Annotated in this window: 22 protein-coding genes; 8 read left to right on the top strand and 14 right to left on the bottom strand. The window is 61.8% G+C overall.

The features are described 5' to 3' along the window. Positions 1–111 precede the first annotated feature (111 nt). Positions 112–1,308 (top strand): aromatic ring-hydroxylating oxygenase subunit alpha, encoded by a 1,197-nt coding sequence (locus ACO06O_RS06960; RefSeq protein ID WP_421877695.1) that lies wholly within the window; start codon positions 112–114, stop codon positions 1,306–1,308. A gap of 2 nt (positions 1,309–1,310) precedes the next feature. Here ACO06O_RS06960 and gmk read toward each other — a convergent pair whose 3' ends face one another. After that, positions 1,311–1,967: a guanylate kinase gene (gmk, locus tag ACO06O_RS06955; protein WP_421877693.1), complete on the bottom strand. Its 657-nt coding sequence runs from the start codon at positions 1,965–1,967 to the stop codon at positions 1,311–1,313. A 4-nt stretch (positions 1,968–1,971) separates the two neighbouring features. Further along, positions 1,972–2,847: a YicC/YloC family endoribonuclease gene (locus ACO06O_RS06950; protein WP_421877691.1), complete on the bottom strand. Its 876-nt coding sequence runs from the start codon at positions 2,845–2,847 to the stop codon at positions 1,972–1,974. A 93-nt stretch (positions 2,848–2,940) separates the two neighbouring features. On the opposite strand from ACO06O_RS06950, the gene ACO06O_RS06945 reads away from it, so the two are divergent. Then, a complete protein-coding gene (locus tag ACO06O_RS06945; protein WP_421877689.1) occupies positions 2,941–3,684 on the top strand; it encodes an SDR family NAD(P)-dependent oxidoreductase in 744 nt (247 codons plus the stop codon). Positions 3,685–3,879: 195 nt separating this feature from the next. On the opposite strand, the gene ACO06O_RS06940 is transcribed toward ACO06O_RS06945, so the two are convergent. From ACO06O_RS06940 to ACO06O_RS06905, 8 genes are all read right to left on the bottom strand, one after another. Then, positions 3,880–5,061, bottom strand: coding sequence for a C45 family autoproteolytic acyltransferase/hydolase (locus ACO06O_RS06940; RefSeq protein WP_421877687.1), 1,182 nt, complete (start codon positions 5,059–5,061; stop codon positions 3,880–3,882). Further along, positions 4,980–6,671: a biotin carboxylase gene (locus ACO06O_RS06935; RefSeq protein ID WP_421877685.1), complete on the bottom strand. Its 1,692-nt coding sequence runs from the start codon at positions 6,669–6,671 to the stop codon at positions 4,980–4,982. The genes ACO06O_RS06940 and ACO06O_RS06935 overlap by 82 nt, the downstream gene beginning before the upstream one ends. A 29-nt stretch (positions 6,672–6,700) precedes the next feature. Next, entirely contained in the window at positions 6,701–9,385 is a 2,685-nt protein-coding gene (locus ACO06O_RS06930; RefSeq protein WP_421877683.1) for an aminotransferase class I/II-fold pyridoxal phosphate-dependent enzyme, read from the bottom strand. Between the two features lie 113 nt (positions 9,386–9,498). Further along, positions 9,499–10,491: a carbon-nitrogen hydrolase family protein gene (locus ACO06O_RS06925; RefSeq protein ID WP_421877681.1), complete on the bottom strand. Its 993-nt coding sequence runs from the start codon at positions 10,489–10,491 to the stop codon at positions 9,499–9,501. A gap of 89 nt (positions 10,492–10,580) precedes the next feature. Beyond that, the gene (locus ACO06O_RS06920; protein WP_421877679.1) at positions 10,581–11,336 is read right to left on the bottom strand and encodes a sulfite exporter TauE/SafE family protein; all 756 of its coding nucleotides are present in this window, start codon (positions 11,334–11,336) and stop codon (positions 10,581–10,583) included. Positions 11,337–11,357: 21 nt separating this feature from the next. Then, positions 11,358–12,332: an agmatinase gene (gene speB / locus ACO06O_RS06915; protein WP_420417123.1), complete on the bottom strand. Its 975-nt coding sequence runs from the start codon at positions 12,330–12,332 to the stop codon at positions 11,358–11,360. 85 nt (positions 12,333–12,417) lie between these two features. Further along, positions 12,418–13,041 carry a glutathione S-transferase family protein gene (locus ACO06O_RS06910; RefSeq protein WP_421877677.1) on the bottom strand — a complete coding sequence of 208 codons (624 nt, stop codon included), beginning with the start codon at positions 13,039–13,041 and terminating at the stop codon, positions 12,418–12,420. A gap of 86 nt (positions 13,042–13,127) precedes the next feature. Then, positions 13,128–13,469: a hypothetical protein gene (locus ACO06O_RS06905; protein ID WP_421877675.1), complete on the bottom strand. Its 342-nt coding sequence runs from the start codon at positions 13,467–13,469 to the stop codon at positions 13,128–13,130. Positions 13,470–13,698: 229 nt separating this feature from the next. Between ACO06O_RS06905 and phnC the strand changes: the two genes are divergently transcribed. The 4 genes from phnC (at position 13,699) to phnE (ACO06O_RS06885) (ending at position 17,963) form a co-directional block, all read left to right on the top strand. Further along, on the top strand, positions 13,699–14,544 hold the full coding sequence (phnC, locus tag ACO06O_RS06900; RefSeq protein ID WP_420417131.1) for a phosphonate ABC transporter ATP-binding protein: 846 nt from the start codon (positions 13,699–13,701) through the stop codon (positions 14,542–14,544). Between the two features lie 92 nt (positions 14,545–14,636). After that, positions 14,637–15,551, top strand: a complete 915-nt coding sequence (gene phnD, locus ACO06O_RS06895; protein ID WP_421877673.1) for a phosphonate ABC transporter substrate-binding protein — start codon at positions 14,637–14,639, stop codon at positions 15,549–15,551. 89 nt (positions 15,552–15,640) lie between these two features. Continuing rightward, entirely contained in the window at positions 15,641–16,498 is an 858-nt protein-coding gene (gene phnE, locus ACO06O_RS06890; RefSeq protein ID WP_421877671.1) for a phosphonate ABC transporter, permease protein PhnE, read from the top strand. Between the two features lie 13 nt (positions 16,499–16,511). Then, positions 16,512–17,963, top strand: a complete 1,452-nt coding sequence (gene phnE / locus ACO06O_RS06885; protein ID WP_421877669.1) for a phosphonate ABC transporter, permease protein PhnE — start codon at positions 16,512–16,514, stop codon at positions 17,961–17,963. Between the two features lie 19 nt (positions 17,964–17,982). Here the strand turns inward: phnE (ACO06O_RS06885) and ACO06O_RS06880 are convergent, their stop codons facing one another. Beyond that, positions 17,983–18,990, bottom strand: coding sequence for a hypothetical protein (locus ACO06O_RS06880; RefSeq protein WP_421877667.1), 1,008 nt, complete (start codon positions 18,988–18,990; stop codon positions 17,983–17,985). 185 nt (positions 18,991–19,175) lie between these two features. Between ACO06O_RS06880 and ACO06O_RS06875 the strand changes: the two genes are divergently transcribed. Then, positions 19,176–19,463, top strand: coding sequence for a hypothetical protein (locus ACO06O_RS06875; protein ID WP_421877665.1), 288 nt, complete (start codon positions 19,176–19,178; stop codon positions 19,461–19,463). 19 nt (positions 19,464–19,482) lie between these two features. Here ACO06O_RS06875 and ACO06O_RS06870 read toward each other — a convergent pair whose 3' ends face one another. Together ACO06O_RS06870 and ACO06O_RS06865 are read right to left on the bottom strand one after the other, a co-directional pair. Further along, positions 19,483–20,298: a hypothetical protein gene (locus ACO06O_RS06870; protein ID WP_421877663.1), complete on the bottom strand. Its 816-nt coding sequence runs from the start codon at positions 20,296–20,298 to the stop codon at positions 19,483–19,485. Positions 20,299–20,301: 3 nt separating this feature from the next. Beyond that, positions 20,302–20,841, bottom strand: a complete 540-nt coding sequence (locus ACO06O_RS06865; RefSeq protein ID WP_421877661.1) for an ABA4-like family protein — start codon at positions 20,839–20,841, stop codon at positions 20,302–20,304. A gap of 41 nt (positions 20,842–20,882) precedes the next feature. Between ACO06O_RS06865 and ACO06O_RS06860 the strand changes: the two genes are divergently transcribed. Continuing rightward, complete coding sequence (locus tag ACO06O_RS06860) at positions 20,883–21,470, top strand: TetR/AcrR family transcriptional regulator (protein WP_421877659.1); 588 nt, start codon at positions 20,883–20,885, stop codon at positions 21,468–21,470. Positions 21,471–21,482: 12 nt separating this feature from the next. Here ACO06O_RS06860 and ACO06O_RS06855 read toward each other — a convergent pair whose 3' ends face one another. Continuing rightward, positions 21,483–22,922: a PleD family two-component system response regulator gene (locus tag ACO06O_RS06855; protein WP_421877657.1), complete on the bottom strand. Its 1,440-nt coding sequence runs from the start codon at positions 22,920–22,922 to the stop codon at positions 21,483–21,485. Between the last annotated feature and the right edge of the window lie 15 nt (positions 22,923–22,937).

The following is a 22,937-nucleotide window of genomic DNA, read 5'->3' as shown; positions in this document are numbered from 1 at the left end:
GTTGGGTTCCAAGACTGGGGAAATTTATTCGCTCACACCCGGAAGCGTCCCATGATTAACCTAAGAAAATCGCCAACCCCAACCACCGTCCAACCGTGTAAGGCATAGCCGATGAGCCTGCAGCAGAAACCGCCCCCGCCCAACCGCCGGGTCCTGTCCGGAACGGAAGATTTCGATGGGCTGCGTGAAGCTCACCCGACCCTGTCCGGCCCTTCCTACTGGGATCCGGAAGTCTACCGGATGGAGTTGGAACGGATCTTCTACCGGCATTGGATTTTCCTGTGCCACAGCGATTCCGTGGCCGAGACCCGCGCCTTCCGAAGGTTCACCATCGGCAATCAGGGAATCTTCCTGGTCCGGGATGAAGACGGCACATTGCGCGGCTTCCACAATACCTGTCGGCATCGCGGCTCCACTCTTTGCGTCGAGGAACAGGGGCGCCTGACCGGCCGTGCCATCCGCTGCCCCTATCACCAATGGGCCTACGGTTTGGACGGGCGGCTGGTGGCGACCACGTCCCATGCCGTGGCACCGGATTTCGACAAGGCGGATTACCCGCTCTACCCCGTTGCCGTGCGCGAATGGCGCGGCTGCGTCTTCGCCTGCTTGTCCGACGATGCGCCGGATCTGGAAGAAGGGTTCGAACGCGGCAGCGACCGGATCGAACATTGGCCGTTGGAAGACCTGAAGATCGGACATGTCTGGCGCAAGGTAATGGACTGCAACTGGAAAGTCTTCTGGGAGAACTTCAACGAGTGCCTGCACTGTCCCAACATCCATCCGGAACTGTGCGATCTGGTGCCGATTTACGGCAGGCGCATCTCCTCCGTCCGCGACGCCGCGGATTGGCAGGACCACCTGGACGATATGCATCCGCGCTATGCCGGCGGTCTCCGCGAGGGCGGGGAGAGTTGGACGATGGACGGCCGGCCCGTCGGTGCCAAATTCGACCAACTGACCGAAGCGGAACTGCAACGCGGCCAGAGCTATTTTGTCAGCATGCCGTCGGTCTTCATCGCAGCGCATCGCGATTACATGCGCACCGTCCGGGTGCTGCCCCTAGGTCCCGAGCAGACGGAAATCGTCGCCGAATGGCTGTTCCCGCAGGCCACTTTGGACGCGATGACGCCCGAAGACCTGAAACGCGTGACCGATTTCGGCATTCTGGTGATGCAACAGGATGGTGACGCCTCGGCCCTGAACCAACAGGGCCTGCGGTCACACAAATACGAACATGGCGTCCTGATGCCGGAGGAACACTGGGTGAAGGGCTTTCACGACTGGGTGCGCGAGGCGCTGGCGGACTGATCTCAACCCGCGCGCAGACCTTTGACGAATTCGCCAAGGCCGACCTGGCGTTTCCGTTTCAGCCGCTCTGACGTCAGGATCGACCGGACGTTCTCGACGCTCTCGTCGATATCGCGATTGACGATGACCCAGTCGTATTCGGTGTAATGGCTCATCTCGTCGGCGGCCTTCGCCATGCGGCTGGCGATCACCTCCGCCGAATCTTGGGCGCGCTTGGTCAGGCGGCGTTCCAGCTCATGGGACGAGGGCGGCAGGATGAAAACCCGCACCAGATCCTCCAGCGCGCTTTCCTCCAATTGCTGGGTGCCCTGCCAATCGATGTCGAACAGAACGTCGCGGCCTTCTTGAAGGGCTGCCATCACCGGGCCACGCGGCGTGCCATAGTAATTGTCGAAGACCTTGGCATGTTCCAGCAACTGGCCGCGATTGACCATCAGGTCGAACTCGGTCTTGTCGATGAAGTGATAGTGCTTGCCTTCGATTTCGCCCGGCCGTTTGGGACGCGTCGTGACGGAGACCGACATGGCGATATCCGGGTCGCTCTCCAGGATGGCGCGCGAGATCGTCGACTTGCCCGCCCCGGATGGGGAGGACAGGACCAGCATGAGGCCGCGCCGCCGAATGGGATAGATGTCGTCGGAAGATCCGCCTAATGCCATGTTTTCACTCGAGATTCTGGACCTGCTCACGCAGGCGGTCGATACAGGCTTTGAGGTTTAGTCCGATTCGGGTCAGGTCCAGCGCTGCGGATTTCGACGCGAGGGTGTTGGCTTCGCGATTGAACTCCTGACACAGAAAGTCGAAGCGCCGACCGATGCCCGTTCCCTCGCGCAGCAGATCGCGCGCGCCCTCGATATGAGCCTTTAACCGGTCCAGCTCCTCGCGGACATCCGCCTTGACCGCCAGGACGGCGGCTTCCTGCGCCAGGCGCTCCGATGCCAAGGCACCGTCCTTCGGCAGCAGCTCGTCCAACTGTGCCATGATGCGGTTCCGGATCGCCTCCGGCATCGCGTCGGCGCAGGTTTCGGCTTCCTCCACCAGGGTCTCGATTTCGCCCAGATGGTCGCGCAGCACGCTCGCGATACGCCCGCCCTCATCCGACCGCGCCTCGGCCAGTCGGGCGAGCGTATCTGTCAGGGTGGATTCGATTGCCGCGATCCGCTCATCGTCACCGGACAGGTCGCCGTCATCTTCCTCGGCAGCCTCGACCACGCCTCGCACGGTCAGCAATGTATCCAGGCGCGGGCGTTCGCCAAAGGCCTCACAGCGGGCGACAAGCTCGTCCAGCAGGCCTTCGTTGATCCGAACCACCCCCTTACCGCCGATCGGACGGATATCGAGATTGATCGTGAAGTTGCCGCGCTTGAAGCCATCCTGAAGGGACTTGCGGACAATGGGGTCCAGGCGTTCCCATCCCGACGGAATCCGTAACCGCGCGTCCAGGGACTTGCCGTTGACGCTTCGCGCCTCCCAGGTCCAGCGGATGCGGTCATCGCTCCCCTCGCCCCGGGCAAAGCCGGTCATGCTGCAGGCGGTCATGTCAAATCCCCCAATTCGTTGCGCCCTATTTCGCATGACGGACCCGAATTGGGAAGTCTTGCCGCCTGCGACGCAGACCCGCATTCTGCGGCGATGAGAACGATCCTGATCACCGGCGCGTCCAGCGGCATCGGCGCGGCCCTCGCCCGGGAATATGCCGCGCCGGATGTCCGGCTGGTTCTGAGCGGCCGGGACGAAGGCCGTCTGAATGTGGTTGCGGTTGCTTGTCGCAAAGCGGGCGCAGACGTCGAAACCGCCGTTTTGGACGTCACCGACACGTCGGCCATGCGCGCCTGGATCGAGGCCGCGGACGAAAGAGGCGCCATCGATATCGCCATTGCCAATGCCGGGATTTCCGGCGGCGGCGGCGAAGAGGCGGATCGGCGCATCTTCGACATCAATCTGGGCGGCGTTCTGAACACGGTCCACCCGGTTCTGGATCGCATGACCGTGCGAAAATCCGGCACACTGGCCCTAGTCAGTTCCATCGCCGGCAATCGTGGATTCCCCAGCGCACCGGCCTATTCCGCGTCCAAGGCGGCGGTGCTGGCCTATGGGGAAGCGCTGCGCGGCCGATTGCGCGGCAGCGGCGTCACAGTCTGCGTGATATGCCCCGGATTCGTGCGCAGCCGTATCACGGACAAGAACGACTTCAGAATGCCCTTCTTCATGGAGGCGGACCGCGCCGCGCGGATCATCCGGCGCGGACTGTCGGCAAAACAGGCGAAGATTTCCTTCCCCTGGCCGATGCGCTTGGTCGGCTGGGTCAGCCGCGCCCTGCCCAGCGGCCTGGGCACATGGTTGATGTCGGGATTGCCGGAGAAGCGACCGGACTAAATGTAATCTCTCTATAGGATGCCCATTCGGTCACAGCCGGAAACGCTGAGCAGACCGCCGTCCAGGCCACAACACATACCGTGTTCCCGCGAAAGCAGGAACCATCGAGCAACCGTATACTCAAGGGCCGCTTTGCGAAGGCCCCTGCTTTCGCAGGACTACGGTGACGAGAGCTGCAACCAGAGCCCGTCTAATTCAGACCCAGTCCATACCCCGGATTTCGGGGGCTCCGCTGCCGTCGATGGGCACATGCCAGGCGGTTTCGCCAACCTCTCCGAAGCCGAACCGCTTCACAGTGCCGTCCGGGAAAAGATAAAGCGCCGTCCCGGCGATTGGGTCGTAGACGGCGGTATAGATCGTCCCAAACCCGCTGGAATAGGCATTGGTGTAAAGCGGCTGGCGGCGGAAGGCCTCGACCAGCTTGGGGAAAGTCAGGCTGTCGTCTTCCAGGCGGAAGCGCAGAAACTGTTCACGCTCCAAGGTCGCGGTCGCCCGGGCATGGTCGTGCCATTCGATCCGGCCCTGATGGTTCGTCGCATAGGGTACGGATTTGATGATCGGGCGACTGCCCGGCGACAGATAGGCGGTGCGGAAACGCCCGCTGCGATCGACGGCGGTGACGTTATAGGCCATATGCGTCGGAATCTCGGCCAGCATCTCGCCGGCCTCCTCCGCCGTTTCGCAGAATTCCAGAATGTTGCGCAGGATGACCGGAATCCCGAATCCCTCGCCCACCGTGCGCCGGCCGCCAAAGGTCAGGCTGACCGCCAGCCCCTTCTCGTTGACGCCGTCCAGCACGCCCCAGAGGCAATCCGTCATCGCAATGACGCGGGTGCCGTTCCACGCGCTTTCCATGATGACGCCGTCCATCAGCGCCGGGCTGTAGTCATAGTTGCGGATCAGTTTCGGCCCATCGCCCAGCCAGACAACCTGGCTGCAGCCGGAGATATAGGCCGGCGGTTTCCACAAGGACAGGAAGCGCGACGGCAGGTCCTTGCCGCCCGCAAGATCGCAAAGCGCATCGTAAGTCGGCATCAGGCGCGGCATGTAGGTTTCCAGCGCCTCTTTACAGGCCAGCCACGTCGCCCGCTGTTCCAGACCGTCGGACAGGTACCAGGCGCGATAGGCCGGCCAATACTTCTGGAACAACGCCTGCCATTTCGGGCCCGGCGCCGCTTCCGAAAAGGATTGGAATGTCAGGTCCATCTGCGTCCCGTCCAACGCCCCATCGGCCGTCGCGCGATAGGGGCCGTCCTCCTGCGGCAAGGGCAGGAAGACGGCACCGAGATCGCGGCTTACAGGATCTTGTACGCCCCAGCCTGCGGAACCGGCTGAAGGCTCCGGCCGATAAATTTCGCGCGCATCCCATCGATCCATTTCTTGGCCCGTTTATTGAGCTTGAAATTGTCCGTCATCAACCGACCGCGCGTCACCAGGATGCCAAGATCCGCGCCCTCATACCGGTAATCTCCCTGTCCGGAAATCCGCAGGAAGAAGGCCTCGTTCTCGCTGGCCACCGCACGTCGGTGATAGTCGAAGCGGCTGTATTCGATACTGCCGTCCGGGTTCATGTGGTAGATGCCACTTTCGGGGGCTTCGGTAATGATGTCCACCGAATCCTCGGTGTGTTTCATGACATATTGGGACCAACTGTCGATATTGTCGGGATCAGCCCAGCGGTCGTTCAACGCCTGGATGTCCAGCTCGAACGGAACCCCGGAAAACTCGAGCAAATGGAACAGGAACAGCGGCGCGTCGGCATGGGCAAATGCCGCGTGGTTGGTCATGGACGACGCCCCGGTAATGCGCGGGTTCAGCTCGCCCAGATACATCTCGTTCGAGTCCATATCGATCAGGAAATCCAGCTCGAAATAGCCGCGATACCCTTCCTTCCGCAGCTGCTCGCCGAATTTGAACGTATAGTCGCGGGCCTTCTGGCGAATCTCCGGCGTGAAGCTTTCGTCGAAGATCTCGTTGCCGCACCAGCCGCCCTTATACGGCGTCAGCTCCTTGAAGCCGACCAGTTCGGTCATCAGCGGGCCGACGATGGTGCCCTGCTTGGTCGTGCAGGCTTCGATCGCGGAACCGCGGCAGTTGATCCGCTTCATCACCTTGATCTCGCCCTGGCCGACGATCTCAGCCTCGTGCTTCTTAAAATCCTTCTCGTTCGAAATGAAGAAGGTCGTATGTCCGGAATCGCCGAAGGCCGATTGCAGCACCAGATCGGTGCCCAGGCCCTTCGCGACCTCGCGCAACTGATCGTAGCCGGTGATCTCCGACAGGACGTTCGGAACCGAGGGCACGCCAGCCTTGTCGCCGATGCGCACGGTTTCGATCTTGTTGTCGACCCGGGTACGCAGGCTGGCCTTCGGGAACCAGACGTCCATATTGGCCTTCTTGGCCAGTTTCTCCGTCTCTTCGTCGAACATCAGGAAGACCGATTTCGGATGCTTCCCCATCGCCTTGACGGTATCCAGCACTTCCTTGTGCTGCAGCAGGTAATTGTTGATGTCCTCGATCGACTGGAATTCCGCATGCGGCGCCTCGGACGGGACGAAAACATTGGGGTGACGTCCGTCGAAACAGTCGATGTAGTTGATATATTTGAAGTTCCGGACCCATTCATCCATGCCCAACAGATTGAAGTTCGTAGCGCTGATGAAAACGATGGGCATTTCGTTGCGGTGGAAGAAGCGCCGGATGTCGGACATGCCGCGCAGCACCTTCTGCTTGCCGGCCTTTTTCGCGGCGACTTTTCGTGCGGGCGCCTTCTTCGCAGTGACTTTCTTGGGTGCGGCTTTCTTCGCAGCGACCTTGGCCTTCACCGGTTTGGCAGCAGCCTTCTTGGCGGCGGTCTTTTTCGCGGCGGTCTTTTTCGCGGCGGTTTTCGTGACGGCCTGCTTGGCGCTCGCCGCCTTCGCGACGGCCTTCTTGGGTTCCTTAGCGGCCTTCTTCGTGGCCTTACGCGACGCGGCTTTCTTTGCCATGATTTTTACCCCCTGTTCTTCGGTCCTGTTCACTTCTTCGCGGCGGTTTTCAACGCCTTCTCGGTAAAGACACGCAGACCCAATTCCGGCCGGAATCCGTGGATTTCCTTGACGTCCAGCGCCCGCATGAATTTCAGGATTTCAGCGCTGACGACCTGACCCGGCACCAGAATCGGGAAGCCGGGCGGATAGGGAATGATGAAGGTGGAGGATACGACTTCCCGCCCCTTCGCCATCTCTGCGTCCAGGGACCCGTCGTCGAGCCCCAGATACTCGCAATTCTCGTCGTCATAGGCGAGGAAATAGGCCGTCCGGATGTCGCCTTCGGGCGTGTCGCCCCCCTGCCCTTTCTGCGTCCCCTTGGCGCGGAAGGCATCGTGAAAGCGGCTGAAGTCCGGCTGCGGCGGCAGGTCCTCCAGAAGCGACGTCACCTGCTTCTCGTGCAACTTGCGTTCGACCGGTGAGGAATCGTCCATGCGCTCGTCCAGATCGGTCGCGATCTTGACCAGCACCTCGATCAGATAGGCGACGGACGAACGGGTCGTACCGATATTGGTCATGAACAAGACGGTGTTGCGGGACGTCTTGTTGATCTGGATCCCGTATTTGTCCATCAACTCCTTGTTCTTGAACGTGTCGCCGTCCAACCCGGTCTTGCCGATCAGCAAGGTGATCCGGGTCGCGTCCAGGGCGAACTCATCCCGGGCCCAGGCCTCCCAGATATCGTTCCAGCCCTTGCCGGCCTCGTAATAGGCCTCGATCCCGCTTTCGCGATAGGTATCCGGGATCATGTCGTGCGGCGTCAGCACGCGGAAATACTTGCTGAGCAGCGGATGGGTCGCGACTTTCTCGCGCAGGACCATCGCCATCTCGACCTGTTTCTGGACAAGCTCGAAGCCTTCCAGTTCGACCTGCCGACGGCCGACATCCAAGGACGCGACGATCTGGTAGTTCGGCGAGGTCGAAGTATGGGTCATGTAGGCTTCGTGGAAGGCTTCCTCCACCTTCGCCTTATAATCCTGATCGTGGATATGGATCATCGACCCCTGACGCAGACTGGTAAGCGTCTTGTGGGTCGATTGGCAGGCATAGACCCGCACCCGCGCCTTATCGGGATCCGGCATCAGACGCCGGTCTAGCCAGGTTGAATCCTTATCGGGATCCGCCTTGTCGAACTCTTTTTTCCAGGCCTCGTATTCGGCGCGGTACTCGCCTGTCTGATAGCGTTCGCGCAGCATGCCGGCATTGTGCATGGCGGTGCGCAGGCGATAGGTCGGACCGAAGCGCGCGAAGCCGAACCAGGCTTCGTCCCACAGGAAGACCAGATCTGGCTTGATCGCCAGGCATTCTTCCATCACCCGTTCGACATTGTAGACGATGCCGTCGAAGGTGCAGTTGGTCAGCAACAGCATCTTCACCCGGTCCAATTTCCCGGCCCGCTTCAGGTTCAAGAGCTGATGCTTGATCTCGCGCAGCGGCACCGCGCCATACATCGAGAATTCGTTCAGCGGATAGCTGTCCAGATAGACGACCTGCGCGCCCGCAAGGACCATGCCGTAATGGTGCGATTTGTGGCAGTCGCGGTCGACCAGCACGATATCGTCCGGCTTCACCAGCGCCTGCACGACGATCTTGTTGCAGGTCGACGTGCCGTTGGTCGCGAAGAAGGTGTGCCGCGCGCCGAAGGCCCTGGCCGCCACTTCCTGCGCCTGCTTGATCGGCCCATGCGGGTCCAGTAGCGAATCCAGCCCGCCCGACGTCGCCGAAGTCTCGGCCAGAAAGATGTTCATGCCGTAGAAGTCGCCCATATCCTTGATCCAGTGGGATTTGGCGATCGACTTGCCGCGACTGATCGGCATGGCATGGAACACGCCGGTCGGTTGCTTCGAATATTCCTTGAGCGCGGTAAAGAACGGCGTCTTGTAGCGCGAATTGACGCCCCTGAGGATGTTCAGGTGCAGCTCCATATAGTCTTCCTGATTGTAGAAGACCCTACGGCAATTATCGCAGACCCGGCCGGCGATATCCTCCACCGACTGATCCGTGACCATGTAGATATCCAGTTCCGGCCGCAGCTTGCCGATGGCATAGGCCAGGGAGACGCCATACTCCTCCGGGGGCAGATCCTCGAAGCTTTCGTCCCCCAACCGGTTCAGGTACCGGGTCAGCATCGGCAGGCCATGCCGCGATGTGTAGGGGAAGCCGTAGCGGATCACCACGGCCTGGATGTTGTAGTTGAACAGGACGCCGATCAGCGCGTCTTCGAAACTGCCCACCACGACGCTTTCATAGACGAAGGAGTCTTCCGCCCGGCGTTTGTCCCGCAGGGAGCGTTTCAGCGTGTATTCCTGATGCGGGGACAGATCGTCGACGATCATGACTTCGAAATAGGGCCGCGCCCGGGCCCGTTCGTCGGCGGTGTCGGACCGGTCCTCGTCGTCCTCCTCGTCTTCGGTCGGCAGGACATGGACATGACGGCTGCGGTAGCTGTCGGACATCAGCGCCCGGGTCGTCCGTGCGACCGTATGGGCCAGGGAGGTGAACTCCCCTTCGTCGAACATGCTTTTCAGCCGCTCGAAGGTGATCCGCCCGGGAAAAGCCCAATAGCTTTCGATGGGCTCAAGACGCGCCAGCAGATCTTCGACGACCCTGTGCATCGGATCGCCGGGCGCCCGCCTCTCCGCCATGGCCAGCCGGGCGGATGCGTTCTTCAATTTGCTCCAGCTATCGTTTCTTAGCTGCGAGGCGGAATAATGAGCTGTTAGGTCGCCCTTTTCACCGCCTTTTCCCTGTTCGCCGCCCGGAGTGGGCTTTTTCTTATTTTGGCTCATGTTGTCCCGGTTCTGTTTACTCCATGAATCAGGTCCACCGAATGCAGGCGGGGACCGCCGGCCCCCGTGGCTTCGCCATAGGCCTGCGTGGCGGGCGTCTCCAATGTGCCGGGGCGGACATCCAGACCGGCGCGGGATCCGCGCTGCGGCATTTCAAGCGGCCCCAGACTGTTCAGATAAGCGTTGGCCGGGTTGGCCCGGTCGTAAATTCCGAACTCTACATCCCGGTCGCGGAAACTCTTCAGGGTTTGCCCGAGGCCTTTCAGACCGGTCTCGCGCTGACGCCGGACCAAGTCCAGATCGACCTCGATCGGAATGATCTCCTCCTGCCCGGCAGCCTGATACAGGACCAGCCCGGACGGATCGACCACGCAGGATCGTCCGCAGCCGCCTGCCCCCAAACCGTTGATGTCGAAGATATAGCATTGGAACATTGCGGCGGAGGCGCGCGCGATGGAAAGCTCGACATCCCGGTCGACGGTTCCGGTCAGCACCGGATGCAACAGCACCTCCACCCCCTGGGCGGTCAGCGTCCGCGTCGTTTCCGGGAACCAGATATCGTAACAGATCGACAGGCCGAACCGCCCGACATTGGGGACGTCGAAAATCAGGAACTCGGTCCCCGCCTCGACCCCGTCCTCATAGGGCCGGAAGGGAAACATCTTTCGGTAACGGCCGACCACTTCGCCGTCCGGATTGATGACGATAGCCGTGTTGTAGATCTTGTCGCCGACCCGCTCGAAGACGGAACCGGGGATCAACCAGACTCCGTGCGCGCGCGCCATTTCCTGAAATGCCTCTTCGGTCGGACCGGGCAAATCCTGGGCGTGCTGGGGCAGCGGCCCATAGGGCGCCAGCTCCGAGAACAGGACCATTTGGACCCAGGGGAAACGGGCGACCGTCAAATCGAGGCGTTGGCGGATGGCGGAAACGTTCTCGGTATAAGCGCCGACATGCATTTGAACGCCGGCGATTGCAAAGGGCTGCATACGGGGTGTGGTCCATCCTTCGTTTTCTTTGAATAACAAGGACAACACAGGGCGGGTGATCTGTAAACAAAGCGATTTCCCGCACCGCGTCATCCCGCGCCACCGCCCAATGACACGACGACGATGCCGCTGAGCGCCCCCAGGATGACCAGTCCCAGCACGACCCGACGGAACAGACCTTCCGATATCAACCCGAACGCCTTCCGGCCGATCAGGACGCCGCCAAGGTAGAGGGGCAGTAGACTGGCCCCGAACCACAGCACTTCCACCGTGAACAGCCCGGATATCCACAACATCGGGACGACAAGCGCGTCAATCAGCGCGAAATAGGCAATGATATTGGCGCGCAAGGCCGGGCCGGGAATCTGTGCCGCGACCCATCCCAGAATGATCGGCGGCCCGGGCAGTGCCGCCGCCCCCTGCAGAACGCCCGATAGGCCCCCGGTTGTCAGGCTTCTCGCCAAGGAGAGCGCGCCGCGCAGGCGCAGTCCGGCCAGCAGCGCGACGGCCGTCGCCAGGGCGACGGCGTTGGCGCAGACCGCTACCGTGCCCGCCTCGACATAAGTCAGGATCCATATCCCCGCAGGCATGCAGACAGCGGCCGCAGATGCCAGTATCAGGACGTCTCGCTTATCGATTCGCTTCCAGGCCTCGGCCAGCAGGAAGACCGACGCAGGGCTGTCCAGGATCGAAAGCACCGGCACCATGAAAGCCGGCGTCAGCAACGCGCCGCCGATCGGCATCATGATCAACCCGATGCCGAACCCGGACAGACCGCGCGCGACACCGGCGATGGCGGCCAGGATGGCGACGACCCACCAGTCAAAGGTCAGCAGAAGGTCCACGATCCTTGCCTGTGCGGCCGCTCAGCCGGCCTTGCGATGGGCGACCTTTTCGGCCATCAGGCACAGGATTTCCCACATGATCGTGACCCCCGCCAGCGCGGTCGCGCCGGACGGGTCGAAGGGCGGTGCGACCTCGACGACATCCGCCCCGACAATATCCAGGCCGCGCAGTCCCCGCACCATGCGCTGCGCTTCATGAGTGGAATAGCCGCCGATCTCCGGCGTGCCCGTGCCGGGCGCGTAAACCGGATCCATCCCGTCGACATCGAAGGAGATATAGGCCGGACCGCCGCCGACAATTTCCCGCGCCAGTTCCGCGACCTTGTCGGGTCCCAGGTCGAAATATTCCTCGATCTCGACGACGCGGATACCCTGCGCCAATCCCCATTCCTTGTCCTTGGGGTGATACAGGCCGCCGCGGATACCGATCTGGATCGTGCGTTTCGGGTCCAGCAGCCCTTCCTCGATGGCGCGACGGAAGGGCGTGCCGTGCGTATACATCGCCCCACCGAAATAGCGGTCCCAGGTATCCGTATGGGCATCGAAATGAACCATGCCCAGCGGGTTCGATGTGTCCGCAATGGCGCGCATGATCGGCAGCGAGATCAGATGGTCGCCGCCCGCCGTCAGCGGCAGAATGCCTTTCGCATGAATCTTTCGGAAATGCCCTTCGACCCGTTCCAGCGTGTCTTCCAATTGGATCGGATTGACCGGGCTGTCCCCCAGATCGGCGCAGTTCGCCAGGTCGAAAGGCATGATGCCGGTGACGTGATGGCAATTGCGCATCATGGTCGACATGTCGCGCATCTGACGCGGCCCGTGCCGGGCGCCCGCCCGATTCGTCGTCCCGCCATCCCAGGGGACGCCCGTGATGCCGATATCGACCGCATCCGCTTTCTCCGGCGCCAGATGGGGCAGCCGCATGAAGGTCGGTATACCGGCAAAGCGCGGCAGAACGGTTCCGGATACGGGTTTGAAATCGATCTCGTCGGACATGCGGGACACTCCTGGCAAACCGGGCTTGGCCCGGAAGCTTGGCGCAGGAGTCGGAGGGCCGCAAGCGGCCCCCGGCATTCCCCTGTCAGGGTACTGACATTCCCTTCGCCACCGCCGCGCGCTGCCCCAGTTCCGAGAACCAGCGCCAGACATTGGGCAGGGATTTCAGATCAATCTGATGCCATTCCCAGCGCGCGACCCACGGATAGATCGCGATATCGGCGACGCTATAGGCATCGCCCGCGATGAACGGGACTTCGCCCAGGCGCTTATCCAGGACACCGTAGAGCCGGTGCGCTTCCGTGCGATAGCGCTGTTCGGCATAGTCGGACTTGCCCGGATTGAAATGCAGGAAATGATTGGCCTGCCCGAACATCGGTCCGACGCCGCCCATCTGGAACATCAGCCATTCATTGACCTTGGTGCGCCGACGAAAATCGGACGGCCAGAGTTCACTGCCCGTCTTTTCGGCCAGATAGGTGAGAATCGCCCCAGTCTCGAATACCGAGATCGGCTCACCGCCCGGCCCATCCGGATCGACGATGGCCGGGATCTTGTTGTTCGGACTGATCTTCAGGAAATCCGGCGCGAATTGTTCGTCCTTGCCGATATTGACCGGATGAACGGAGTAAGGCAGCCCCAGCTCCTCGAGCATGATCGAGACCTTACGGCCGTTCGGCGTGCCCCAGGTATAGAGTTCGATTGTCATCGTACGCCCCTGCCCCTCACGAATTTCATTGCCGGTAAGGAGAGAGTAAGCGCGGCCGTCGCAAACGCCAAATATGGCGCAAAGGATTAGTGGTCGCTCTCTTCCAGGAATTGCTTGCCGAGGCCCGTGTCGTAGGCCTGACCCTCCGGCGTCAGGGCGATGTCGTGCAGTTGGGGACTGCGGACCAGGCCCTTGCGCGCCAATGCGACCCAGACAGCGGGATTGGAGAAGCCGCTGGCGTCCCGCGCCGACACCACAAAGGGGCCGACATGGACATGATCGCCATGGGCATGCGGTATCCGGGCCAGCCGGATGTCCCCAGTCGCCGGATCGGCAATGCCGCCATCGGGTTGGCGCGCGATGACCTGTGCCAGCGCAAGGGTCCGCGCCTGCAGTTTGTTCAGCTTCAATGGGTTGGGTTTCTGCATAACGATTTCCCTTACAGAACTCCGCGCATGGCCGCAACAGCGCAATAGACCTTCGGTAAACCCTTTCACAAATCTGAAACCGGTTTTGCACGCTGCTGCAATGCGAGGCGGGTAATCAGTAACCACACGACGGGTAGTTGGCCGCCGTGATGGGGGAACCTCCGCAAAGCCAAGCAAGGTCGACCGTACCGGATCGGCTGATTTTCGCATATCCGGTCACGAGGATATAATGCTCGAAATTCAATCACTTACAAAACAGTTCGGCACGGTCAAAGCAGTCAATTCGGTCAATCTGCAGATCGAAGAAGGCGCGATGGTCGGCATTATCGGGCGATCCGGCGCCGGGAAATCCACGGTGCTGCGCCTGATCAACCGTCTCGCGACGCCCAGCCAGGGCAAAATCCTGTTCAACGGCAAGGAAGTCAGCAACCTGTCCGGCAAGCCCCTGCGCGACTGGCAGGCCAATTGCGCCATGATTTTCCAGCAGTTCAATCTGGTGCCACGGCTGGACGTTTTGACCAACGTCATGTTGGGCCGCCTGAACCATGTCGGGACCCTGCGCAGCGTCTTCAAACTGTTCAGCGACAGAGAGCGCCTGGAAGCGCTGCTGGCGCTCGAGCGCCTGGGCATCGAGCAGACCGCTCTGCAACAGGCCGGGACGCTGTCCGGCGGCCAGCAGCAGCGCGTCGCCATTGCCCGCGCCCTGGTCCAGAAGCCGAAACTGATCCTAGCGGACGAGCCCATCGCGTCGCTGGATCCATTGAACGCGAAACTGGTCATGGATGCGCTGAAGCGGATCAACGAGGAGGACGGCATCACCGTCGTCTGCAACCTGCACACGCTCGACACCGCGCGGACCTATTGCGAGCGCATCGTCGGGATGAGCCAGGGAAAGATCGTTTTCGACGGTGGCCCGGACGACCTGACCACCGATCAAGCGCGCGAAATCTACGGTGCCGGCGAAGAGTTCAATGAGGCCGCCACCTCCACCTCGATCCGGTCCGAGGCGGACAAAAAGTCACCTGCTGCCGATGACGACGAGCCGGCGGCGGCGGGGAATGTCGTCAATCTCTGAGCATCAGCCGGAGAGATGACGGGCTCGTGTAAGCGGGGCGGCGGGGGGTCCTCCGCCCATTCGATCACATGTCAGAATTGGAAGGGTAGACCATGAAACTCAACACGATCGCGGCCGCAGTCACGACTGCCGCCGTCATGACCCTGGCCGGCGGTGCCGGTGCCCAGGAAATCTCCGAACTCCGCATCGGGATCCTGGGCGGCGAGAACGCCAATGACCGCCTGAAAGCCTATTCCTGCCTGGAAGAAAAAGTCGAAGACCTGCTGGGCGTCGAAGCCTCCGTCTTCGCCCCGGCCGACTATTCGGGCGTCATCGAAGGCCTGCTGGGCGGCAACCTGGACCTGGCCTGGCTGGGCGCGTCGGGCTACGCCGCTGTCTACCTGTCGAACCCGGACGCGGTTGAGCCGATCCTGGTCAAGGTCAACACCGATGGGTCCTACGGCTATTTTTCGATCGGCTTCGCGCGTATCGACAGCGGTATCTCCAACCTGGATGACATGAAGGGCAAGGTCTTTGCGTTCGGCGATCCGAACTCGACGTCCGGCTACCTGATCCCGTCCATCGAAATCCCGACCAAAGGCTATTCGATGAAGCCGGGCGAGTACTTCGGCGATGTCAAATTCGCCGGCGGTCACGAACAGACCATCGTTGGTGTCTTCAACGGTGACTTCGATGCCGGTGTGACCTGGGCCGACGGCTTGGGTGCCTGGGAAGAAGGCTTCAACTCCGGCGCGCTGCGCAAGGCGACCGATGCCGGCCTGGTCGACATGACCGAAATCCGCGAAATCTGGCGTTCGGACGTCATTCCGGAAGGCCCGTTCGTCGTCCGCAAGGATCTGCCGGAAGACGTGAAGGTCAAACTGACCGGCCTGTTGGCCAGCCTGCCGTCGATGGATCCGGATTGCGCCTATGGCGTCCTGGCCGGCGACGCGAAGGGCCTCGCCCCGATCACGCACAAAGCCTACGTTTCGGTTATCGAAGCCCGCAAAGCGAAGATCGATAACTAAGCATTTGCAGAATGCGCGCGGCGTCGCCGGACCACCCGGCGGCGCCGCCGCTCTTTAGTTAGTCGGTTTTCTTTGACGGATATGCGGCGATGAGCGATCAGGCCCTCAGCATCGGTGAGCTTCAAACCCACTTCTCGGAGATGGAGCACAAGCGGCGCCTCTACACGGCGCTGTTTCTCGGCGCCTCTCTTGTCGTCTTTTTCGGCGGCTTCTATATCGCCGATGACCTCAATTCCGGCGGGTTCTGGCAAGGCCTGGCCAAATTCTTCGATTATCCCTTTGAAATTGTCGTCGAGTCCATTGAGGCGGATCGCTGGGCCGGTTTGCTGGTCGATTATTTCCCAGCCCTGATCGAAACCGTCAACATGGCCGGGGTATCGACCTTGGTCGGCGCGTTGCTGGCCATGATCCTGGCGTTCTGTTCGTCGCGCAATTTGGGAATCTTCGCCCCGTTGGTGCCCATCGCGCGCCGAGCGATGGATATCACCCGCGCCTTTCCCGAACTGATCCTGGCCCTGTTTCTGATCTTCCTGTTGGGCGCGTCTCCCATCCCCGCGATGATCGCCGTCACGTTCCACACGGCCGGCGCACTGGGGAAACTCTTCTCGGAAGTGAATGAGAATATCGATTCCAAACCGCTGGAGGGGCTGCAGGCAACCGGCGCGACCTGGCTGCAACGCATGCGCTTCGGGGTCTTGCCGCAGGTCCTGCCCAACTATTGCAGCTATGCGCTGCTGCGCTTCGAAATCAACATCCGCGCATCGGCCATTCTGGGCTTCGTCGGCGCGGGCGGTATCGGGCAAGAGTTCAAAACCGCGATCTCCTGGGGCGCAGGCGCGGATATATCGGCGCTGTTCACGCTGCTTTTCATCACCATCGTTGTGATCGACCAGATCTCCAGCCGCATTCGACGAAACCTCGTCGGCGGCACGTTCCAAATGGCCTAAGAGGGCACGCCTCATGTCGATCAGCACTGCCGATACCACCCGCCTGTCCGCCGCATTCGGTGACGTCCTGAAAGTGTCGCGACGCGCCTCCCTGTTGCCGCTCGGCATGCTGGCGGTCGCCCTGCTCTATCTGGTCTATACTTGGTTCGCCTTCGACATGGGCAAGGTGTTCGGGGCCGCGGAAGCGGAGCGCAGCGTGATCCTGTCGCGCGACAGCTTCCACTACAAATATCAGTTGGAACACTCTCAGCGCCGGGACAACTTCTCGATCACCGTGGAAGGCAATCGCGAGACCGAGATCGCCGGGACAGAGAACGTCCCCGCCTGGGTCACACGCCAGAACAACGAGACCCGCGTCGATCTGGGCGACGGCCATGTCGCGCATTTCGGCAATGGCTTCATGGACTACACCGCCCCGGACGGATCGGTGTACCAGGTAAGAACGACCGATGAGGGCGTCACCGTAAATGGGTACCGGTCAATCCTGGTGGATGATCGCTATTACCGGTTCCTGCCGATCGGGGCCGACCCGGCCGCGGGCCTCCTCAACCTGGAAGAGCTTGCGGAACTGGGCATCATTCCCCAGGGCGCGTCCTTCGCGACGACCAAGTTCGAATACGCTCCGGATTTCTATAAGCGCCTGCGCGTCACGCGGTCCCAGGTCCTGGTGGAGCGATATTTCTTCGGCTGGGAATTCTTCTGGTTCGGCCCGAAATCGCCGCTCGCAGGCATGGGGCTGGGGGAAGTCTGGGAGGTCGCAACCTCCGACCAACGCATCGACCCCGAACTGGCAAACTATGAATACGTGTTCCTACAATTCTGGCGGAACCCGGACTGGCAGCATAACGAGATGTTCATCGCGCTGCTGGAAACCTTGCTGATGGCGCTGCTGGGGACTTTCGTCGCGGCGGGTGTGGGTCTGCCCTTGGGCTTCTTGGCCGCAGCTAACTTCAACCCCTTCTTCGCCGGACGGATGGCGCTGCGGCGGCTGTTCGATTTCCTGCGCGGTATCGATCAAATCATCTGGTCGCTGATCTTCATTCGCGCATTCGGCCTCGGCCCGCTGACCGGCTCCATGGCCATCGCCTTCACCGATACCGGCACATTGGGGAAGCTGTTCTCGGAAGCGATCGAGAATATCGACAACAAGCAGGTCGAGGGGGTTCGCTCGACCGGGGCCGCCGCCATCCAGCGTTATCGCTTCGGTGTCATTCCTCAGATCCTGCCGGTCTTCGTTTCCCAGACCCTGTACTATCTGGAATCCAACATTCGCTCCGCAACGGTGATCGGCGCCCTGGGTGCCGGCGGGATCGGCCTGAAACTGGTTCAGGCGATGCAGACGCACAAGGATTGGGAAAACGTGATGTATCTGATCATCATGACCCTGATCGTGGTCATCGCCATGGACATGGGGTCGGGATGGCTGCGCCGCAAACTGACGGGGCCCGAGGCTGCCAAGGCCTGACCCCCGCGCCGGTGGCCGCTCAGTCAGCCGCGTCGGCCAGGGCCCGCCAATAGGCGGTGCGCGCGGCCGTCGCACGGCCTTGCAATATGCCGACCGCGACTTCGAAGGGCAGACAAGCCCGGACGTCGCGCGCCATCTCCTCCGGCGGGTAGTCGTCTATGCCGGCGGCCGCGAGCCCGTCCCGGTAGGCGGGCAGCACATCCTGCAAGGACAATCCGCCGGACGTGTTGTCCATCAGCAGGCGGGCGATGTCCCCGGCCCACAGATCGACCCGCCAGTCGTCCCAATCCGTCAATCGGGTCCGATCGGCGGCCGGATCCTTTGGATGCCATAATATCCCGAGCGACGGCGTGCCGTGGACCCGTGTCACCGGCGCGCCGGCCATCCATCGCGATTGCTTTGCCGCGACGGCCCCATCCAATTGCATCTCCACCCAGTCGACCATGTCCCGATTCAGATGGCCCATCCGGGACAGCAGATCGGCTGCGCGGGTCACGACCGCCCTGTCCCGCTGAACCAGCGCTCCCATCCCGAAAGGCGAGCGGCCGCCGCCCCGCAACCCCTGGGCCGGCCACCACGCTGCATGAACCCGGCCCAAGATCCGCGCCAATTCACGCCAGTCGGCCGCCGTGTCGGCGGCCATATCCCATGCCCGCCGATGGCTGGCGCGGAGATCGGCCAGCACAACACAGGCACGGCCCGCGTGGCGATCACGAAAAACCGCCCGAACTGCTGGAGCCGGAAAATCACGATTGGGTAAGGTTTCGAAGAATGCCGCCTCGCCCGGCCATTCCTTCGCAACCGCGTTTGCGCCGGACATGAACCGAACGACCAACCCATCCGACGGCGCCGCCTTGGCAATGGTGTCCGGCACCTTCAGGAAAAACGTCTTCGTATCGGGCCCGGCGGCACTGAGCAGATCCGTCGGGTTCTGCAACAGGCCGGCGTCCATGAGATTGTCGGCCAACCAGGCCATATGGGGGTGCAGCGACAAGGCGGGCGCACTTTGAGTGCCGTCGTTCAGCATCGGGCCTCTCCCTGAGAACGGAAAAAACGAACACTTCCCCCGAGGGGATAAATTGATGCGGCGGGTGCGATCTGCAATAGTTTAAATGCGGTGTCGGCGTATCGCCCGAACCAAGGACCGAAGCGAAGCACACGAAAAGGCGCGGCACCCGGTCCGAACCGAAGACCCGAAAGGTCGAAATTTCCATGAAGCTGAATGCCACCCAGCTGGCTGCCGTGAAGAGGCAGACCGGCGCCGATCCCGTTGAGGACGGCAGCGACACCCACGGCCAATTGTCCGAGGCCTTTGGCGACCACACCTTCTATGTCAGCGAGGTGGGGCTGCTGGTTCCGGAAGCCGTCGAGGCGGAAGGGGCCGATCCGGTGGAACTGATCCTGGTCGCACAATGGACCGACGATAAACGCGAGGCGATGGAACGCATTCCGCCCAAACAGACGGGATACGTTCTCGACGCCGGGGCGGCCGAGGCCTGACCCGGCGGCTGGCCGGACCCTAACCAAGGAAAGGCTGCCCGGCGAGCGCCTGCAGGAATGTCGCGATCACCAACACCATGCCCAGCACGGCGGTCCCAGCGACCGCCGTGACCGGGCGATGTGTCCAGCGATCGGCCGCCCAACCAACGACCGGCAGACCCTGCATCAGATGCGTTGCGAAGAAATGCGGGACTCTCAGGTCTCCACCGTCCCGCGCCCATCCGACGATAGGCAGGCCCCCGGCATCGGTCGGGCTGCCCCCAACCCAATGCCCGCCGACACCGCTCATATAGCCGGCAACGATCAGGGTCGCCGCGAAACCGAGGATCAGACCAAGTCCGGCCCCCCAACGCAGCCCCTGCCCCAGCCCAGGACGGGGCCGCAGCAAGACTAGAAGGCCGATTACCGCGCCCGCACCGATCAAGATGACCGCCCCGATCCCCATGGCACCATAGAGCACCTGTTCCACCACCGTCTGGTCGTTGAAATGGGAATGGCGGCCGCGCCCCGCCTGCAGCGTGATGTAGACGACCTCGAACACCGCCGAAATGGCGCAGGCCCAGACGACCGCTCGCAGCCACCAGTGTTCCAGAGCCGCCGGTGCGACGAGACGCAACAGAACCGCCAATGTCGCAATGTGTAGAACGACCGATATCTGGAATTTCAATGGCTTGACCCAAAGATTGATGCCGTTGAGCAGCCTGACCTCGCCGCTCATCGCAACAAGGGTTATCGGCACCAGCACAAGCATCCCGATCGCCGACTGCCAAAAGATCTGTTGCGTGGATAGGCCGTTACGGGCCGCGGGCCCCGCATCGATTGTCATATCGGTCATGGATCAGGCCTTCGCGTAGGTCGTGGTGCCGCGCAGGCGCGTGATGCATTGTTCGGTTGCCAGATAGACCAGCAGGCCGAGCGGCCCAAGCATGAAAGTCGCGAACAGGATCGGGGCCTGCAGAATCCTGTGCAGCCCGATGGCATCCGCCCGCCGCGCGATCCAGGCGCCGACGAACAGATCGAACGCCAGATAGTGGATCCATCCGGCCAGCAGCAGCGGCATCGTTTCGAATAGAGCCGCGACCGCCGCCAGCGTTCCGAAGCCGCCTTCGCCTTGGCCAAAGTAGAGCAGGATCAAGGTGCTGTATCCAACGCTCAGAATCGCCGGAAGAATATAGGCCGGGACGACGTTCAGAACCGCCCAACGGCGCGGCGCCAGAATGAGGATAAGCCAGCCCAAAGCCGCCAGGTTGCCGCCGATCGAGAACCAACCTTCCCAATCCAGCCCAAACAATCCATCCGCAATCATGGTGCCCTCGGTCATCGTGTCCTCCTCGGTCAGCAGGTCGAAAACGCCTAATCTTGACAGTGTCAGGTTCATATATCTCTTGTTTCTTGACGGTGTCAAGTTAAGATCCAGGCATGACAGGGAAACGGGACTATCATCACGGAAACTTGAAGGAAGCATTGATCGACGCCGGGATCGAGATCCTGGACGAGGTCGGCTGGGATGCATTGAGCCTAAGGGCCTGCGCCGCCCGGGCGGGGGTCTCACATGCCGCGCCGGCGCATCACTTCGGCAATGTGAAAGGTCTGCAGACCGCGCTGGCGGCAGTAGGCTTCACACGGTTCCGGGAAACCCTGTCGGAATTCCAGGACGCTGCCGAGCCGGACCCAAAAATCCGGCTACAGGCGGCCGGGGCCGGATATGTCACCTTCGCCCTGCGCCATCCGGGTCTGTTCAAACTGATGTTCGGCGGCGCGGATCTGGATTATGAGAATGAAGACTACCGCGAGGCCAGTCAGGGCGCCTTCGCCCAATTGGGGGAAATCGCCGCCCCCTTCCTGGCCCCTGAATCAGGGCCGGAGGAAGACTATCGATTGAGGGTTACGATCTGGTCCGCGGTGCATGGCTATACCCATCTCCTGCTCGCCGGAAAGCTTTGGGAAATGAGCGTGTCCGATGACGGCCTGAGCCATCTGCCGGACCTAACAAAGCTGGTGTCTTAGGAAGTAACGCCGCTACTCGGCGGCGTCCGAAGACGCGGCTGGCAATGGCCCGCCGCCGATCCGCTCGAACCGGTCGCCCAGATTTCCGATGCAGCAATTGCGGCCGCTGCGCTTGGCCTCGTAAAGGGCCTGGTCGGCCTTGTGCACGACGCTGTCCACCGTATCGGCGTCGAAATCGAACATGGCGACGCCGACGGAAATGGATACGCCCAGGCCCGCTTCCGGCCCGTCGCGTGTCTGGACCGGGCTGACGCAAATGCTCTTGCGCAGACGTTCGGCGACGACGCTCGCGACCTGATAATCCGCATCCGGCATGACAACGACAAACTCCTCGCCGCCGAAGCGGGCGATCGTGTCGATGGAGCGGACATTCTGGCCGATACGGCGGCTGAGTTCGATCAGGACCTCGTCCCCGGCGGCATGGCCATAGGTGTCGTTGACCTGTTTGAAATAGTCGATGTCGAACATCATGATGGCCAACGGCTTGCCGCTGGCCCGCACCCGGTCGACGAGGCCGCCCAAATGCGCCGTCAGGTACCGACGGTTATAAAGACCCGTCAGGCTGTCGGTCAGGGCCATGGCCAAGCTGCGCTCGTAATTGTCGCGCAGGCGTTCCTGATAGCGCTGGCGACGGATCTGCGTGCGCACGCGGGCCAGCAATTCCTGCTTCTCGATCGGCTTGATCAGATAATCGTTGATGCCAATATCCAGCGCCTTGGCGAGACGCTCGGTATCGTCCTCTTCCACCGTCAGCAACAGCGGCGTATGACGGTTGGCATCGCTGGCACGGACATGGCTGCAATACCGCAGCGCGTCGCCGGATTTCAGGCGCAGACTGACGACGACCAGTTCGTAGCTGCCCATCCGCAGGCGCTCATTGGCCTCTTCCACCGTCGCGGCGATGTCGGTCGACGCGTTGTCGCGCGCCAAGGCGTCGACAACTTTCTGCGCGTCGATCCGATTGTCTTCGACCACCAGGACACGGGCATTCGTCGCATCCACCTTATGGATCGGCTTTTCGTCGCGCATGACGCCCAGCTGACCGGATGTCTGTTCGCGCATGCGCCATTCGTCCATCAGCATCTTCAGACGGACGAGCGAGCGGACCCGCGCGAACAGCGCGCCGTCATTTACGGGCTTGGTCAGAAAATCGTCGGCGCCCGCTTCCAATCCACGCACGCGGTCGGCGGAATCGGAAAGGGCCGTCACCATGACCACCGGGATATGCATGGTGGTCGGGTCTTGTTTCAGGCGTTCGCACACCTCAAACCCGTCCATGCCGGGCATCATCACGTCCAGCAGGATGATATCCGGCTGATCGTGCTTCGCCATTTCCAGGGCGGTCTGGCCTTCGCGTGCGGTGATGACCTCGAAATACTCACTGGTCAGCTTCGCCTCCAACAGTTTCACGTTGGGGCGTAGATCATCGACCACGAGTACGCGAGCGGTCATACTCTGCTAGTCCTT

Source organism: Pacificispira sp. (genome assembly GCF_965228185.1).
Classification (GTDB): Bacteria; Pseudomonadota; Alphaproteobacteria; order UBA8366; family Aestuariispiraceae; genus Pacificispira.
This window is presented reverse-complemented; position numbering and strand designations above follow the sequence as displayed.

Coding starts and splice junctions, on each gene's coding strand:
- ACO06O_RS06950 (WP_421877691.1), bottom strand. CDS start 2,847: ATGACCGCCTGCAGCATGACCGGCTTTGCCCGGGGCGAGGGGAGCGAT.
- phnE (WP_421877671.1), top strand. CDS start 15,641: ATGAGCGATCAGGCCCTCAGCATCGGTGAGCTTCAAACCCACTTCTCG.
- speB (WP_420417123.1), bottom strand. CDS start 12,332: ATGTCCGACGAGATCGATTTCAAACCCGTATCCGGAACCGTTCTGCCG.
- phnD (WP_421877673.1), top strand. CDS start 14,637: ATGAAACTCAACACGATCGCGGCCGCAGTCACGACTGCCGCCGTCATG.
- ACO06O_RS06960 (WP_421877695.1), top strand. CDS start 112: ATGAGCCTGCAGCAGAAACCGCCCCCGCCCAACCGCCGGGTCCTGTCC.
- ACO06O_RS06880 (WP_421877667.1), bottom strand. CDS start 18,990: ATGCTGAACGACGGCACTCAAAGTGCGCCCGCCTTGTCGCTGCACCCC.
- ACO06O_RS06925 (WP_421877681.1), bottom strand. CDS start 10,491: ATGCAGCCCTTTGCAATCGCCGGCGTTCAAATGCATGTCGGCGCTTAT.
- ACO06O_RS06865 (WP_421877661.1), bottom strand. CDS start 20,841: ATGAACCTGACACTGTCAAGATTAGGCGTTTTCGACCTGCTGACCGAG.
- ACO06O_RS06870 (WP_421877663.1), bottom strand. CDS start 20,298: ATGACCGATATGACAATCGATGCGGGGCCCGCGGCCCGTAACGGCCTA.
- gmk (WP_421877693.1), bottom strand. CDS start 1,967: ATGGCATTAGGCGGATCTTCCGACGACATCTATCCCATTCGGCGGCGC.
- ACO06O_RS06940 (WP_421877687.1), bottom strand. CDS start 5,061: ATGGATCGATGGGATGCGCGCGAAATTTATCGGCCGGAGCCTTCAGCC.
- phnC (WP_420417131.1), top strand. CDS start 13,699: ATGCTCGAAATTCAATCACTTACAAAACAGTTCGGCACGGTCAAAGCA.
- ACO06O_RS06875 (WP_421877665.1), top strand. CDS start 19,176: ATGAAGCTGAATGCCACCCAGCTGGCTGCCGTGAAGAGGCAGACCGGC.
- phnE (WP_421877669.1), top strand. CDS start 16,512: ATGTCGATCAGCACTGCCGATACCACCCGCCTGTCCGCCGCATTCGGT.
- ACO06O_RS06910 (WP_421877677.1), bottom strand. CDS start 13,041: ATGACAATCGAACTCTATACCTGGGGCACGCCGAACGGCCGTAAGGTC.
- ACO06O_RS06855 (WP_421877657.1), bottom strand. CDS start 22,922: ATGACCGCTCGCGTACTCGTGGTCGATGATCTACGCCCCAACGTGAAA.
- ACO06O_RS06935 (WP_421877685.1), bottom strand. CDS start 6,671: ATGGCAAAGAAAGCCGCGTCGCGTAAGGCCACGAAGAAGGCCGCTAAG.
- ACO06O_RS06905 (WP_421877675.1), bottom strand. CDS start 13,469: ATGCAGAAACCCAACCCATTGAAGCTGAACAAACTGCAGGCGCGGACC.
- ACO06O_RS06945 (WP_421877689.1), top strand. CDS start 2,941: ATGAGAACGATCCTGATCACCGGCGCGTCCAGCGGCATCGGCGCGGCC.
- ACO06O_RS06860 (WP_421877659.1), top strand. CDS start 20,883: ATGACAGGGAAACGGGACTATCATCACGGAAACTTGAAGGAAGCATTG.